Source organism: Stenotrophomonas nitritireducens (assembly GCF_001700965.1).
GTDB classification, from domain to species: Bacteria; Pseudomonadota; Gammaproteobacteria; order Xanthomonadales; family Xanthomonadaceae; genus Stenotrophomonas; species Stenotrophomonas nitritireducens_A.
This window is the reverse complement of sequence record NZ_CP016756.1, coordinates 2,641,562-2,655,949: the sequence shown is the minus strand read 5'-3', so window position 1 is coordinate 2,655,949 and position 14,388 is coordinate 2,641,562. Positions and strand designations below refer to the sequence as shown.

General features: G+C 63.6%; 14 protein-coding genes. 5 read left to right on the top strand and 9 right to left on the bottom strand.

Translation table 11 applies throughout. The features are described 5' to 3' along the window. Positions 1-87: 87 nt before the first annotated feature. Positions 88-1,422, top strand: coding sequence for an MFS transporter (locus tag BCV67_RS11110; protein ID WP_062171869.1), 1,335 nt, complete (start codon positions 88-90; stop codon positions 1,420-1,422). Positions 1,423-1,561: 139 nt separating this feature from the next. Here BCV67_RS11110 and BCV67_RS11105 read toward each other — a convergent pair whose 3' ends face one another. From BCV67_RS11105 to BCV67_RS11090, 4 genes are all read right to left on the bottom strand, one after another. Then, positions 1,562-3,214, bottom strand: a complete 1,653-nt coding sequence (locus tag BCV67_RS11105; protein WP_062170387.1) for a M28 family metallopeptidase — start codon at positions 3,212-3,214, stop codon at positions 1,562-1,564. A 449-nt stretch (positions 3,215-3,663) separates the two neighbouring features. Further along, entirely contained in the window at positions 3,664-4,596 is a 933-nt protein-coding gene (locus BCV67_RS11100; RefSeq protein WP_062170389.1) for an MBL fold metallo-hydrolase, read from the bottom strand. Between the two features lie 85 nt (positions 4,597-4,681). Continuing rightward, positions 4,682-4,975: a hypothetical protein gene (locus tag BCV67_RS11095; protein WP_062170391.1), complete on the bottom strand. Its 294-nt coding sequence runs from the start codon at positions 4,973-4,975 to the stop codon at positions 4,682-4,684. Between the two features lie 22 nt (positions 4,976-4,997). Then, positions 4,998-6,299, bottom strand: coding sequence for a tryptophan--tRNA ligase (locus tag BCV67_RS11090; RefSeq protein ID WP_062170393.1), 1,302 nt, complete (start codon positions 6,297-6,299; stop codon positions 4,998-5,000). Between the two features lie 121 nt (positions 6,300-6,420). Here BCV67_RS11090 and BCV67_RS11085 point away from each other — a divergent pair, with 121 nt between their 5' ends. After that, positions 6,421-7,248: a hypothetical protein gene (locus BCV67_RS11085; protein ID WP_062170395.1), complete on the top strand. Its 828-nt coding sequence runs from the start codon at positions 6,421-6,423 to the stop codon at positions 7,246-7,248. 317 nt (positions 7,249-7,565) lie between these two features. On the opposite strand, the gene BCV67_RS11080 is transcribed toward BCV67_RS11085, so the two are convergent. The 5 genes from BCV67_RS11080 to BCV67_RS11060 form a co-directional block, all read right to left on the bottom strand. Then, positions 7,566-7,787, bottom strand: a complete 222-nt coding sequence (locus BCV67_RS11080) for a CsbD family protein (protein ID WP_062170397.1) — start codon at positions 7,785-7,787, stop codon at positions 7,566-7,568. A gap of 198 nt (positions 7,788-7,985) precedes the next feature. Continuing rightward, positions 7,986-8,123, bottom strand: coding sequence for an entericidin A/B family lipoprotein (locus BCV67_RS11075; protein WP_062170399.1), 138 nt, complete (start codon positions 8,121-8,123; stop codon positions 7,986-7,988). Between the two features lie 55 nt (positions 8,124-8,178). Next, positions 8,179-8,331, bottom strand: a complete 153-nt coding sequence (locus BCV67_RS11070; RefSeq protein WP_062171871.1) for an entericidin A/B family lipoprotein — start codon at positions 8,329-8,331, stop codon at positions 8,179-8,181. 139 nt (positions 8,332-8,470) lie between these two features. Further along, positions 8,471-9,391 carry an arginase gene (gene rocF, locus BCV67_RS11065; RefSeq protein WP_062170401.1) on the bottom strand — a complete coding sequence of 307 codons (921 nt, stop codon included), beginning with the start codon at positions 9,389-9,391 and terminating at the stop codon, positions 8,471-8,473. A gap of 198 nt (positions 9,392-9,589) precedes the next feature. Further along, positions 9,590-11,233: a mechanosensitive ion channel family protein gene (locus tag BCV67_RS11060; RefSeq protein ID WP_065868108.1), complete on the bottom strand. Its 1,644-nt coding sequence runs from the start codon at positions 11,231-11,233 to the stop codon at positions 9,590-9,592. A gap of 658 nt (positions 11,234-11,891) precedes the next feature. Between BCV67_RS11060 and BCV67_RS11055 the strand changes: the two genes are divergently transcribed. The 3 genes from BCV67_RS11055 to BCV67_RS19570 all read left to right on the top strand — a co-directional run bounded on the left by BCV67_RS11055 (position 11,892) and on the right by BCV67_RS19570 (position 14,055). Next, a complete protein-coding gene (locus BCV67_RS11055; RefSeq protein WP_062170404.1) occupies positions 11,892-12,323 on the top strand; it encodes a CBS domain-containing protein in 432 nt (143 codons plus the stop codon). 707 nt (positions 12,324-13,030) lie between these two features. Further along, a complete protein-coding gene (locus tag BCV67_RS11045; RefSeq protein WP_062170408.1) occupies positions 13,031-13,702 on the top strand; it encodes a class I SAM-dependent methyltransferase in 672 nt (223 codons plus the stop codon). Beyond that, entirely contained in the window at positions 13,699-14,055 is a 357-nt protein-coding gene (locus tag BCV67_RS19570) for a YkgJ family cysteine cluster protein (protein ID WP_082746641.1), read from the top strand. Before BCV67_RS11045 ends, BCV67_RS19570 begins: the two co-directional genes overlap by 4 nt. Positions 14,056-14,388 lie beyond the last annotated feature (333 nt).

Below are 14,388 nucleotides of genomic sequence, written 5' to 3'. Positions count from 1 at the left end.
ACGCTGGCTGCGGTAGGGTGAAGCCATCCGTCAGGCCCGATGCATGCATCGCCGGGCCGTTGGCCACCCCGCGAGGACACCGACTGCATGAACACCCCCACCGCCACCGCACCGGCAGCCTCCGATCGCGCCGCGCTGCGCCGTTCCATTTCCAACACCTTGAAAGGCTCTGCCGGCAACCTGGTGGAGTGGTACGACGTCTATGTCTACTCGGTGTTCGCGGTCTACTTTGAATCACAGTTCTTCTCGGCCGCCGACAAGAATTCCACGATCTATGTGTGGGCGATCTTCGCCGCCACCTTCCTGATGCGCCCGATCGGTGCCTGGTACTTCGGCCGCTTCGCCGACCGCTACGGCCGCCGCCGCGCCTTGACCGTGTCGGTGACAGTGATGGCCGCCTGTTCGTTCCTGATCGCCATTACCCCGACCGCCACTCAGATTGGCGGCGCAGCGGCCCTGATCCTGCTGATCGCGCGACTGGCGCAGGGCTTTGCCACCGGTGGTGAGTACGGCACCAGCGCCACCTATATGTCCGAAGCGGCCATCCCCGGCCGCCGCGGCTTCCTGTCCTCCTTCCACTACGTGACGCTGGTGGGCGGCCATGTGCTGGCCCAGCTCACCCTGCTGGCCATGCTGCTGTTGTGGGACAAACCCGAAATCTCGGCCTGGGGTTGGCGCATTGCCTTCGGCATCGGCGGCATTGCCGCCATCGTGGTGTTCTGGCTGCGCCGCAGCATGGATGAGTCACTCAACCAGGACCAGATCGAGGCCGCGAAGGAAGGCCGCGCCAAGGCCTCCGGCTCGATGTATGAATTGTTCGTACACCAGTGGCGGCCGCTGCTGCTGTGCTTCCTGATCACCGCCGGCGGCACGGTGGCGTTCTACACCTACTCGGTGAACGGGCCGAAGATGATCCAGAGTGCCTTCGCCGGCAATGACGTGATGACCGGCACGCTGATCAACCTCGGTGTGCTGACCTTCCTGATGCTGCTGCAGCCGGTCGGCGGTTGGTTGTCGGATATCGTCGGGCGCAAGAGCCTGCTGGTTTTCTTCGGCGTCGGCGGCGTGCTCTACAGCTGGTACATGATCACCGCGTTGCCGCAGCAGCATGATGCGCTCAAGGCCTTCCTGGTGCTGGCAATCGGTTTCGTCATCCTCACCGGCTACACCTCGATCAACGCCGTGGTGAAAGCCGAGCTGTTCCCCACCCATGTCCGCGCCCTGGGCGTGGGCTTTGGCTATGCGATGGCCAACTCGCTGTTTGGCGGCACCGCGCCGCTGCTCTACCAGGGCGCACTGAAAACCGGCCACGTGGATACGTTTGCCATCTACGTGACCGCGGTGATCGCGGTGTCGCTGGTGGTCTACGTGTTCTTCCTGAAGAACAAGGGACCAAACTGGCTGGACGGTACCCGCCAGTAAGTCCGCAGGGCCTGCTTCAGCGTTTTGATTTCCGGCCTGCGCGCTTGTTCCTGCTGATGCGGGAACGAGCGCAGACCGCAAAGGCGGCAGCGCCAGATCGGCAGGAACGAGCTGCACAGAGCAGCCCGTCGCCCATCACTCAGCGCCGGGCTGCATCGCTGGCTTCGCGCGCAGCCTCGAACTCCGCACCCTTCTGCCAGGACGGCCACTGCCGGCTGTTGGCCAGTTCCAGCCCCAGGTCGTAGACCAGCAGGGTATCGGCGGCCAGGCCACGCGCATCCCACTGCGGAGTCCACGCATCGCAGGCCTGGTGGTAGCACTTGGCGAAGTAGGCATCGCGCAGCGCGCGACCGGCGGCAACACCACCGTCCAGCTTGTCCAGGCCAGCGCCGACGGTGATCGCCGGTACGCCCTTGCGGGCAAACGCGAAATGATCGGCACGGTAGAAGAAACCGGCTTCCAGATTGGGATCCGGCGACCAGCGTCGGCCACGTGCCTGCGCCACGCGCTGCACATCGTTCTCCAGCGAGACGCGGCCATTGCCCCAGGTGGCGATATCCGCCGTCTCGCCATCCGGGCTGAACATCTCGATGTTCAATACCGCCGCGGTGGTCTCCAGCGGTGCCAGCGGATGCGCGGCGTAATAGCTGGCACCCAGCAGGCCCTTCTCTTCGGCGGTCAGGGCGATGAAGTACAGCGAACGCTGCGGGCGCGGGCCGGCCGCGAACACCCGGCCCAGCTCCAGCACCGAAGCCACGCCGGTGGCGTTGTCGATGGCGCCATGACGCACGGTCTGGCCGTTTGCATCCGGCTGGCCGATACCGAAGGCGTCCCAATGGGCGGAGAAGATCACCGATTCCTGCGGATGGCTGCTGCCTTCCAGCTTGGCCACCACGTTGCGGCTCACCACGCGCTCGCGGTCCACCCAGAAGCTGGTGGAAAGCTGCGCATCGCCCAGCGCCACCGGTTGGAAATCGGCGCGCATCGCCTTGCGCTTCTCGGCCTCGAAATCCAAGCCGGCCGCACTGAAGATGCGCTCGGCCAAGGCCCGCTGCATCCAGCCACGCACCGGCGTATGCGCCGCCAGCGCTTCTTCCTGGCTGCGCTCGATATCGAACAGCGGCGAGGTACCGGATGCCTTCACCGTCGCCCACGGATACGCGGCCGGTGCGGTCTCGTGCACGATCAGCACGCCTTCGGCACCGCGGCGCGCGGCTTCCTCGAACTTGTAGGTCCAGCGGCCGTAGTAGGTAACGGCCTTGCCATCGAACGCGCCCGGCGCCTCGCTCTCGAAATCGGCATCGTTGATCAGCACCACCGCGATCTTGCCGCTGAGGTCCATGTCCTTGTAATCGTCCCAGTGCCGCTCCGGTGCCGAGATGCCGTAGCCGATGAATACCAGCGGCACGTCCTGCTGGTCGACCACACCCAACGGGCTCAGGCTCTGCAAGGTGATGTCTTCACCGTTGACCAGCGGCTGGGCCTTGCCATTCAACGACAGACTGGCAGCGACCTCACCGTTCACCGTTGCGCGTACCAGCGGTACTTCCTGCACCCAGCTGCCGTCCTTGCCGCCCGGCTGCAGGCCGGCCTTGCGGAACTCTTCGACCAGATAGTCGATGGTACGCTGTTCGCCCTTGCTTGCGGGTGCACGGCCCTCGAACTCATCGGAAGCAAGAATGCGCACATGCCGCGACAGCGCTTCCGGATCGATGCCACCGCCCGGCAGGTCATTGGCCGCCGACGCGACGCCGCCGACGAACAGGCAGGAAGAAAGCAGCAGGATGCGCATCGGATTCAAGGCAACTACCAACGACAGGATGAATGGCAAATTCTAACCGGCATTGCCTTGTAGGAGCGGCGTAAGCCGCGAAGCCAGGGATCTGGCAGATTGCGGGCCAATCCGTGATTCCGGCAATGTTGGCTTCGCGGCTTACACCGCCCCTGCATTGAGCTGCGGCATGGCCTGGAAGGCCCCTGCCGAGCCTGGCTCGGCACTACGGAAGGTCTTTGCCGAGCATGGCTCGGCACTACCGCCCCCCCCCCCCTTTTCACCGAAGGTGAAGGGGAGGGTTGGGGAGGGGTGAGCTCCACCGCTTCTGTTCTGATCGTTGCTTCGCGGTTTACACCGCTCCTACATTGCACTGCGGCATTGCTTGGAAAGCCTCTGCCGAGCATGGCTCGGCACTACGGAAAGCTCTTGCCGAGCGTGGCTCGGCACTACCGGAAAACCGCCGGCCTTCAACGTTTTTCGCGGTCCAGCCAGCAGGCCAGGCCTTGCGCGTTGAGCTCGATATCCATCGCCAGCACACGCAGCACTTCCGCCGCATCCAGCGGGCTACCCTGCAGCCTCAGCCGGGCCACGTACAACGCGCCCAGCGCATCCACCAGCAGGCGATGCCGCTCCGGTTCGCCCTTGCAACGCAGTGCGATGGCGACCATCGCATCAATCTGCTCATGCAGTTCCTTCGCCAAGCGCGCCGTGCCTTCGACTCGACCGTAGTGGGTCAGGTACATGGCCTCGGGCGCCTCGCGCATCAGCCGTTCGATCGAGGCATGCATCGCCTCCGGTTCGAACTGCACCGGCGAGGAGGTTGGGATGATGAAAGCACCACCGGCATGATCCAGCTCGCGATAGGACAGGCCGAAGGTATCGCCGCTGAACCAGCTGCGGCTGGTCGCATCCCAGACGCAGAAATGATGACGTGCATGCCCCGGCGTATCCACGCAGACCAACGTACGGCCAGCCAGCGAAACGCTGTGCCCGTCCTCGGCCACCACCACCCGTTCGGCCGGCACCGGCACGATCTCGCCGTAGCTGCGCGCCATCTCGTCCTGCCCATACACCGCGGTGGCACCGGCAATCAGCCGGGCCGGATCAATCATGTGCTGGGCACCGCGCGGGTGCACCAGCAGCTTGGCATTGGGCAGCTGCTGCATCAACGCGCCGGCGCCGCCAGCGTGGTCCAGATGCACGTGGGTGAGGATCAACCAGTCGATGTCGGCAGGTTGCAGGCCGGCCTGCGCGATGCAGGTCAGCAGATGCGGCAGCGAGTGGCTGGTGCCGCAATCAACGAACGCGCCGCGCCCGTCCTGCACGATCAGATAGGCCGCATCGAAGTGATCGCGCTGGAACGCGGTATCGATGGTGTGGATGCCATGGGCAATGGACATGCAAGAACTCCGGCAGATACTGGCTTCCAGCCTGCCAGCCTCCACCGCCGCACTCAACCCGGACTTTTGTCGCAGCCGCGTCGGCCTAAGGCTGCAGCACGCGTGGGCGCAGCAGCAGCGCCAGCACCATCACCGCCAGGAAGCCGCCATAGGCATACAGCACCGCCAGGATCTGCTTCCACAGGCCCTCGGGGACCTCGGCTGCACCCACCTGATAGCCCCACAGCATGAAGCCGATGCTGGCCACCAGGGCCAGCACCAGCATGGCGGTATCAAACAGTCTGCGCCTGCGGCTACGCGGCTGGCGCGGAAACCACCAGTACAGCGCCCCCATCACGCAGAACCAGGGGAGAAACAACAACAACGACAACCAGGCCATCGACGTGCTCCTCCCCGGGGGATCATTCCTTTGCCGCAGCCTCGCGCAGTTCGCGCAATGCTGCCAGCACCGGCTCCACTTCCACTTCAACCTTGAACAGCTCGCTCTGCAGCGCATCGCCCTGCTCGGCCTGCTTGAGAACGGCGATCAGCTGGCCGGCATCGCGCGGTGAATCAAAGCCTTCGCTCTGGATCAGCAGTTCGCCTTCGCCATCGAGCAGCTTGAAGTAGAAGCGGCCGTCCTTTTCGCGGTACTGCTTGAACAACGGCAACGCCGCCTTGGCAGCGACTGCGGCCTTGGGCTTGTCACCGGCGGCGGACAGATCGCGCAGGCCAACGGCGTAGCGCAGCTCCTTCAGCAGCGGGATGGCGAACTGCTCGCGCAGCTGCTGCCCACGCCTGCGCAGGATGGCTTCGATCTTTTCGGGTTCTGCCATCAGCGCGTTGTAGCGCTCACGCAGCGGCGACAACTCGGCATCGATGCGCTCGAACAACTGCTGCTTGGCGTCGCCCCAGCTGATGCCGTCGGCAAAGGCCTTGGCGAATGCGGCGGTCTGCTCCGGGCTGGCGAAGGCCTGGTACATCTGGAACAGTGCCGAGCCTTCGGTTTCCTTCGGCTCGCCGGGCATGCGCGAGTCGGTGAGGATGGAGAACACCAACTTCTTCAGCTCATCGCGCGGTACAAACAGCGGGATGGTGTTGCTGTAGCTCTTGCTCATCTTGCGACCGTCCAGGCCGGCCAGGGTGGCCACCTGTTCGTCGATGACCACTTCCGGCAGGGCAAAATATTCCTTGCCGTAGACGTGATTGAAGCGCTGGGCGAAATCACGCGCCATCTCGATGTGCTGGATCTGGTCGCGACCCACCGGCACTTTGTTGGCGTTGAAGATCAGGATATCGGCGGCCATCAGTACCGGGTACATGAACAGGCCGGCGCTGACGCCTGCATCGTCGTCGAGCTGCTCTTCGCGGTTCTTGTCCACCGCGGCCTTGTAGGCATGGGCACGGTTGAGGATGCCCTTGCTGGCCACTGCGGTCAGGAACCACATCAGCTCGGTGGTTTCCGGGATGTCGCTCTGACGGTAGAACCACACCTTGTCCGGGTCCAGGCCGCAGGCCAGCCAGCTGGCCGCGATCTCCAGGGTCGAACGCTGGGTGCGCTCGGGCTCCTGCGCCTTGATCAGGCTGTGCAGGTCGGCCAGGAAGAAGAAGCTCTCGATATCCGAGGCGCGGCTGGCGGCAATGGCCGGCCGGATCGCGCCGACGTAGTTGCCGAGGTGGGGAGTGCCGGAAGGGGTGATGCCGGTAAGGACGCGGGTAGTCATGAAAACCAAGCTGACGAGCGGATGAACCGGGCCAGTGTAACCGCCCTCGCCTGTCCCCGCCCTCAACCCCGTTGCCCGCGTCCGGCCGTTCAAGGCCTCGTACCCCGCCCAGGAGCCAGCCATGTACCGTTTGATTGCCAGTGTGTTGTCGGTTGTTGCGCTTTGCGGGTTCAGCCCGGTCCGGCCGGCCGATGAAGGCCCGGTGCTGCTGTCGGTGATCGACCGCGACCGCGATACCGAGCTGGAAACCCATCCCTACCGTGGCCAGCAGTGGGTGGCCGGCGAGCCGGGCCACCGTTACAGCGTGCGCATGGAAAACCGCAGCGGCCAGCGGGTGTTGGTGGTGCTGTCGGTGGATGGGGTCAACGCCATCACCGGCCAGACCGCCTCGCCCAGCCAGTCCGGCTACGTGCTTGAGCCCTGGCAGAGCAGCGAGATCACCGGCTGGCGCAAATCCAATGCCGAGGTGGCGCAGTTCGTCTTCACCCGTTCCAGTGACAGCTACGCCAGCCGCACCGGCCGCCCGGCCAATGTGGGGGTGATCGGCATCGCGGTGTTCAACGAGGCGCGCCGGCCGGTGTATGACGTGCGCCCGCTGCCGATGCCACGACCGACACCGCGGCCCTTGCCGCAGTATGAAGACCGCGCCGAGGCCAGTGCCAATGCCAGCAGCCGTGCCGCCGAAGCCGCGGCGCCAAGCGCGATGGCCAAAAGCGAGTCGCGGCAGCGGCTGGGCACCGGCCACGGCGAGCGCGAGTGGTCCAGTTCGTCGTTGACCAACTTCGAACGTGCCAGCCGCACGCCGATGCAGGCAAGTGAAATCCGCTATGACTCACGGCAGCGGCTGGTGGCAATGGGCATCCTGCCGCGCGGTTACCCGCGGGTGGATAACGCGCCGCAAGCGTTCCCGAGTGGCTTCGTGCCGGATCCGCCGGCGCGCGGGCGCTGATTTGGCAGGTCGCTGACCCGACTGTCTGCGTCTGTGTTTGTGTTTGTGGGAGCGGCGTAAGCCGCGAAGCTGACCACGCCAAGGCCCTAGCCAGTTGTGCCATCTGATAATTCCCCTGCTTCGCGGCTTACGCCGCTCCCACAAAGCACCCCCAAACAATCCGATGCAAGACTGACGTCGCGCCCGGAGTGCACGGTGCCGGCGGTGTTTGAGGCTGCCGCAGCCGACAGGCCGTGGAAACCTGAGAAAAAACAAAAAACAAAGGGCCGCTTTCGCGGCCCTTTGCTCTCAATCCTTCACCGTTCAACCGAGGTTGATCAACGGTAGTCCGGATACTCATCGTGCAGGGACTTCTGGAAATCGCGCACCTCTGTTTCAGCACGATCCTTGGCCCAGCCATAGCGCTCCTGCAGGCGCCCAGCCAGATATTCGGCATTGCCTTCGGCGACCTTCATGTCGTCATCGGTGATGTCACCCCACTTGGCCTGTACCTTGCCTTTGAGCTGGGTCCACTTGCCGGAAATAATGTCTTTGTTCATAACGTTGCTCCTTGTGGGATACGCGGTTGATTCGCGTGGGGCCATCATCTCTGCAAGGGTGTTGCTGCAGGGTCCATGTTTCGTTGAGATGTGCTGACCTCCATGAACATCGCTTCAGCTTGAGCCGCTGCTGAAAGACGCGCATGAAAAAGGCCGGCAAAAGCCGGCCTTTTCGTTCATCTGCAAGAGGCTGCCGGATCAATGACCCTTGGCAGCACCCTCAACCTTCTCACCAGCCTTCTGCACATCCTTGCCGGCACCGGCCACGGTATTGCAGCCAGACAGCACCGCAACCGAAAACAGCGACAACAACATCAGGGCGACCAAACGCTTCATAGGATTCTCCTGTGGTGGTTTTCATCGACACGGTCCGCGTGGGACCGCATATTCATCAGCACTTGCCGTCTTTACAATCCTGGGCCTTGTCTTCGACCTTCTCACCGGCCTTCTGCATGTCCTTGCCGGCGCCGGCGACGGTATTGCAGCCGCTGAGCATGCCAACCGAGAACGCGCCCACCAGGGCCAACATCATCACTCGCTTCATCATCTTGTCTCCTCCCTTGAATACGGCTGCCGTGGCCGGTGACCGGCGGCAGACACTCCGCGTGAAGACGAATCTGGCGGCTGGGCTGTGTGCTCCGCGTGAAGCCGCGCAGCCCGCGTTCAGCGATGTCGCCGCTGCGTCAATCGCGCATCAGGGTGGATTTGCCGAACAGGCTCTCCACCAGGTCCACGGCCAGCTCGGCGGTGCGGTTCTGGTGATCCAGCAGCGGATTGAGCTCGACGATGTCCAGCGAGCCCATCAAACCGGTGTCGGCAATCATCTCCATCACCAGCTGCGCTTCGCGGTAATTCACGCCACCCGGCACGGTGGTGCCGACGCCCGGAGCGATGCTTGGATCGAGGAAATCCACGTCGAAACTGACGTGCAGATGGGTGTTGGCGTCGATGCCGTGCAGCGCCGCTTCAACCGTGCGCTTCATGCCGGCCTCGTCGATATGGCGCATGTCGTACACATCCACGCGGTGCTGCTTGATCAGCCGCTTCTCTTCCGGATCGACCGAGCGGATGCCGATCTGGTGCACCTGCCACGGCGCGATTGCCGGCGCGGAACCGCCCAGGTGGGTCAGGCCCTGCGGGCCAAGCCCGCACAGGCAGGCCACCGGCATGCCATGGATATTGCCAGAGGGCGTGACGTCGGACGTGTTGAAATCCGAGTGGGCATCCAGCCACAGCACGCGCAGCTGCTTGCCCTGCTCACGGCACCAGCGCGCCACGGCGGTGATCGAGCCCACGCCCAGGCAATGGTCGCCGCCGAGCATGATCGGCAGGCGTCCTTCGCTCAACTCGGCATAGGTGGCTTCCATCAGCGCGTGATTCCATGCCACCACTTCATCGAGATGGCGGTAGCCCTGCACCGGGCCGGTCCACGGGTTGCGCGGGCCATCGAGGTTGCCGACATCGCGCACGTCCACCCCACGCCCGGCCAAGGCCTCGGGCAGCCCGGCAATACGCAGGGCTTCGGGCCCCAGCCGCGCGCCACGCGCGCCGGCGCCAACATCGGTGGGTACGCCAATCAGCGACACCGGACGAAAACCAGTCATACCACCTCCGTTGCAAATGAAAGCAGTTTAGCGAGCGGCCGCACAAAGGCCTTGCGGCAACGCAGCAGTGCGCATCACCCAGCACTGTATTCATGCAGGCGCCGGTGCGACCGGGCGGCAGCTTACCGCCGTCAGATGTCAGCCCTGCGCGCTTCCAGTCCATCCCCGCACCGCGACTCCCATGGCGGTGTGCCGGCGTCAGTCGGCCGGAGTTTTCGGGTCCCAGTTGTCGGGTGGCACGACCTTGGGCAGCTCCGGGTCGGCGATGTAGTTGGGCGACATGATCTGCACCCCGACCGCATTGAAGGCATCCTGGATGTTGGCATGCAGCTCGCTGAGTATCTGTGCCCGCAGCGGCAGTTGAATGGTGTGCACGCGCAGCACATAGGCAACATAGAAGTCGTTCAAGGCGGTCTGCAACACATGGGCGGCAGGGATGCGCTGCACGTGCGCGGTGTTGCCGGCCGCCTCCAGCAGCAGCCGGTGCACCTGCCGCCATGGCGTGTCGTAGCCGATGGTGACGCTGGTCTCCAGCCACATGCCGGCGGCCTGCGGGTCACGTGAATAGTTGAGCAGCTTGTCGTTGAGCACATGCATGTTGGGAATGCTGACCTCCACCCCGGTGATGGTGCGGATGCGGGTGGTGAACAAGCCGATCTGCAGCACCTGGCCTTCCACATCGGCAACCTTGACCAGGTCACCCACCGACATGGTCCGTGCGTAGAGCAGGGTGAAGCCGGCCGCGGCCTGACCGACGACGCTCGACCCGCCCAGCGAAATCATCACGCCCAGCAGCACGCTCAAACCCTTGAAGGCATCACTGCTGGACCCGGGCAGATACGGATAGGCCATCGCCAGCGCGAACAACCAGATGCCGGCCACAGTGAGCTTGCGGCTGGGTTCGGCCAACTGCCGGTCAATGCCGAAAATCTTGAAGCGGCCATTCTGCACGCCACGGAACAGCATGCCGACGATCTGGCTGCACAGCCTTGCCAGCAGAAAGATGATCACCGCAGTGACGATTCCCGGTATCGCCCCCACCGCCGCCACCAGCCACAGTTTGGCCTGCGCGGCGAGCCATGCCGTCATCGCCGTGGCCCAGGGCTGGGTGTAATCGAACTGGCGGAACACATAGCGCAGCCATTCCTCAGCCAGTACCAATACCGCCACCAGCAACACTGCACGGGACAACCAGTCGGCCACGGCGTTGGCACCGGTCAGCACCTGCCGCAATGGCGCGCTGCGCAGGGTGCCGGCTTTTTCGCCCACCCACGCCAGCATCAATGCACGCAGCCGGCGCGCGCCCCACGCCATCAACCAGATCAGCGCGACCGCCAGCACGGTGGCCATCAGGCTGTGCATTACCCCACGCAGCACCCTGCCCGGCGCCCGCTCCCGCTCGGCGGCGGCTACCGCGTCGGCAAGCCGGCGGCGCACCTCGTCACGCACCTGCGCCATGCTCTGGCCCTGCGCGCTGTCTACATCCTCAGGCGTGATCATGGTGACCACTTCACCGCCGAGCAGCAGGATCGTGCCGTCCACCGTGTCCTTGAAACTGATGCCGGGCAGGCCCGGCTCATCGACAATCCGCTTGATGTTGAACTCGGTGACGTCGGCACGCTGCAGTGGCGAGCGCCCCATGAAGGCACCACGGAAGGTGAGAATGTCACGGTTGTAATAGCGCACGGTTGCCGGTGCCGGCGCATCGGTCGTGGCCACGGTGTCCGCGGCGCGCGCTGGCAACGGCGCAGACAAGCACAGCAGGCACATTGCCACCAGCGCCAGCGCACTGCAGCCCACCCGGCGGAACAAGGCACGCACACCGCGACTGTTTCGGGACATCGTTCTGCCACCTCGCACGAAGAGATGATTACCCGCTGGACGGATGCAGCGCCCCAGCGCCCTTTCAAACACAACCCAGCCCGGCCCCGCCCACACGAGCAAGGTACGCCAGCTGTGCCCGGGGTCAATCATCGCGGGCTGGCGCGGTGGTGACATGAGCAGGGAACCGCTCGCGCGGCGCAGCCATGGCACTTCCTTGACAGCTCTGGCCGCATCGCTGGACAGCGTCGTTGCGGCTGCCGGCGTCGGGATGCGTTCGCCATGTGTGGTCGTGCCGGTTGGTGCTCTGTGCAACCACTTGGATGCCGCGTCAACTGCAGTCGGCAGCACTCTGCCTGGTGCAGGGTGCGACGGGCGCGCGGAAGGTCAACCAGTCGCCGTCACTGTCCCCTTGCGTGTGGCATGCAGGCGATGGCGGTAGCGCGTACGCAGCCCATCCGCTAGGCACAGCCCCGCGACGTTCAGCACCGGTTTTGCTGAAACTGAGATGCTGCCAATCACCCCATATCCATGACGAACCATCCCAACCACGCAAATACCACGCGAGCTTCCCGCTCGTAGAATCGAAGCGCCGAGGACATCACGGCATCACGGCGGCCAGCCCTGCTGACAGCCAAGCGAACTTTTCCGATTGAGCAACCTGCAACAGGAAACATCAATGAACGTCCGCGAACTCCTGCAGTCCAAGAAGCAAACCGTCATCACCATCGACATTGAAGACACCATCGGCGCCGCCGCACACAAAATGAGTGCGAACAAGATCGCCGCACTGGTGGTGATGAAGGACGACGCACCGGTAAGCATGATTTCCGAAAAGGACATCGTGCGCAGCGTGGCCGACGATGGCCCGCAAGCGGTACGCCGGGTAATCTCCAGCCTGCCCTCGACCGGCCTTGAGGTCATCTCACCCGACGCTACCCTCAAGCAGGCCATGGCGCTGATGACGTACTCGCGCCACCGCCACCTGATGGTGACCGAGGCCTCAAAGCTGGTCGGCGTGCTCAGCCTGGGCGATATCGTCAAGAACCTGCTGAGCGATCTGGAGCTCGAGAAAGCGGTGCTGCAGGACATCTACACCGCCGCACACTGAGCCGAGGGCGAGCGTGCAGGCCGACCCGTGCAGACAATATGCACGGGCATCAGCGCAACCACGCTCGCCAGCTCCGTAATGGTTGTCCGTCGGCGATTGGGTACGAGCGGCACTGCGCCGCAACGCCTCGATCCAATCTTCCGCGGGCCACGGCATGACGAAATCGATTCCCGCACAAGCAACCGAAAAATTCAGGCGTGGACGTCGTGGAAGCACCGACGCCCAGCCCTCTCCAACATCGTCACACAGGCAAAGTTGGAAAGCGTCCACAGCGGCGGCTCAACCGCGCACTTCGCGCACGGATCAGCCACGAATTCAGTGCGCACTGAGACCTTACCCGCGGTGAGATTGGTTTCGCCGGTCCAAAGCTTCTTCGTGCGCTGAAAGCGCGCCGCAGGCATATTTCTCAACCTGCTTCATCCTGCTTGAGATAACCGCTGCCTTCATCTCCACGAATCGCCCATATCCACCAGGGCGTAGCGGGGTGATCGTCAAAGACAATGAATGGCCCCATGCCGAGCCCGCGTGCTGAATTCAGTGCTGCAACACCTTGGCGGGCAGCTGAGCCATCCTTCGACGTGCTAGGATCGGAGCACAGGCTCAGCCTGCTTCGCGCTCGGCGCAGCCCTTTCGTTGGTTGCGCACATCGCTCCTTCTCATGCGTTACCTGCCCAGATCCATGGGTGGTCGCTCGACGGGAGTGCGCAATGCCCGGCTTCAAGACACGCAACGTGAAAGTCACCATCGGTGGCGACTCCTACCTGCTACGCGTGCTGAGCGACAAACAACAGCTCAGCGACCTGGAGGGGCATGGCAAGCGTCTCCATATTTCCTCGGCGCAATGGGGTTTGTTCGGCCAGCTTTGGCCATCGGGCCAACTGCTTGCCCAGGCAATGTGCCGTTTCGACATCGAGGGCAAACGCATACTTCAGTTTTCCTGTGGAATCGGGCTTGCCAGCATTGTGCTGATGCGACGCGGCGTCGAGGTGATTGCCTGCGACGAACATCCATTGGCCGAGCCCTTCCTGGCGCACAATGCCGCCCTCAACGGATTGCCGCCGGTTCGGTTTCATCAGCTTCGTCATGGACAGGAGCTTTCCGCACTCGGCACTTTTGACCTGTTCATAGCCAGTGACGTTCTACAGGATCGATCACAGGCCGAGGTCATGGCGAACGTCGTATTGCGCCATGCCAAGCCCAGCGCCGAGGTGGTGATAATAGACCCGGGCTTGAGTAGCAGCGAGGAATTCAGCCGGATGCTGGGCAAGCAACGCTTCGCCCTCAAATCGACAAGATGTCGAATGCACGACGCCGACCCGGAGCCCTATCGCGGCCAGCTGTTGCACTACTCGCGCAACATGAGCTGTGCTGCGACATGAACCGTGCAGAGCGCGAAAGCAACGCCAAGATCACATGCACTTCCTGCGATGCACTGTGCTGCAGGCTCACCGTAATTTTGGGTAAGGAAGATTCAGTGCCTGCCCATCTGACAACCCATCAGGCCGGCGGCTTGCGCGTGATGGCCAAGGATCAGGACGGATGGTGCGTGGCACTGGATGGGCAGAAGATGAATTGTCGCATTTACGCCAGCAGACCCGCCGTCTGCAGGTCCTTTGCTGTAGGCGGGCCTTACTGTCGCGCTGAACGTGATGAACATGCCCAGCAGACAGCTCGCCTCATCGAAATGAAACTCATCGGAGGAACACGTCATGACGGCACCAAAGCGTACTAAAGGCCCCTACCCTGCTACAAGATCGGACTCCGTCTACGCGCCGAAGATCCATACCAATGATCTAAGCCGCGACCGCATCGCGGAAGATGTCGCGGAATTTCAAACATCCGGCGGCAAAATTGAAGTACTCGGCAACACACCCTTCCGGTGGAAACCACCTGTTGCGAAGCCCGCGACCAATGGCCGCATGCCTTACCCCGCGACAACCGATGGGCCAGCCGCTCCCAAGCCAACAGAACCCAAGCTAGCGACCTGAGCTGATACCCCGGCGTCGACCCCGCCGGGTTCTATCGCAAGCCACGGCGCGTAACGGGTGCGGCTGAGCTGCCGTTG

Excerpts from the sequence above, each read along its gene's own strand:
- BCV67_RS11075 (WP_062170399.1), bottom strand. The coding sequence starts at position 8,123 with ATGAAGCGTTTGGTCGCCCTGATGTTGTTGTCGCTGTTTTCGGTTGCG.
- BCV67_RS11045 (WP_062170408.1), top strand. The coding sequence starts at position 13,031 with ATGCCCGGCTTCAAGACACGCAACGTGAAAGTCACCATCGGTGGCGAC.
- BCV67_RS11070 (WP_062171871.1), bottom strand. The coding sequence starts at position 8,331 with ATGAAGCGAGTGATGATGTTGGCCCTGGTGGGCGCGTTCTCGGTTGGC.
- BCV67_RS11085 (WP_062170395.1), top strand. The coding sequence starts at position 6,421 with ATGTACCGTTTGATTGCCAGTGTGTTGTCGGTTGTTGCGCTTTGCGGG.
- BCV67_RS19570 (WP_082746641.1), top strand. The coding sequence starts at position 13,699 with ATGAACCGTGCAGAGCGCGAAAGCAACGCCAAGATCACATGCACTTCC.
- BCV67_RS11105 (WP_062170387.1), bottom strand. The coding sequence starts at position 3,214 with ATGCGCATCCTGCTGCTTTCTTCCTGCCTGTTCGTCGGCGGCGTCGCG.
- BCV67_RS11055 (WP_062170404.1), top strand. The coding sequence starts at position 11,892 with ATGAACGTCCGCGAACTCCTGCAGTCCAAGAAGCAAACCGTCATCACC.
- rocF (WP_062170401.1), bottom strand. The coding sequence starts at position 9,391 with ATGACTGGTTTTCGTCCGGTGTCGCTGATTGGCGTACCCACCGATGTT.
- BCV67_RS11095 (WP_062170391.1), bottom strand. The coding sequence starts at position 4,975 with ATGGCCTGGTTGTCGTTGTTGTTGTTTCTCCCCTGGTTCTGCGTGATG.
- BCV67_RS11060 (WP_065868108.1), bottom strand. The coding sequence starts at position 11,233 with ATGTCCCGAAACAGTCGCGGTGTGCGTGCCTTGTTCCGCCGGGTGGGC.
- BCV67_RS11080 (WP_062170397.1), bottom strand. The coding sequence starts at position 7,787 with ATGAACAAAGACATTATTTCCGGCAAGTGGACCCAGCTCAAAGGCAAG.
- BCV67_RS11100 (WP_062170389.1), bottom strand. The coding sequence starts at position 4,596 with ATGTCCATTGCCCATGGCATCCACACCATCGATACCGCGTTCCAGCGC.
- BCV67_RS11110 (WP_062171869.1), top strand. The coding sequence starts at position 88 with ATGAACACCCCCACCGCCACCGCACCGGCAGCCTCCGATCGCGCCGCG.
- BCV67_RS11090 (WP_062170393.1), bottom strand. The coding sequence starts at position 6,299 with ATGACTACCCGCGTCCTTACCGGCATCACCCCTTCCGGCACTCCCCAC.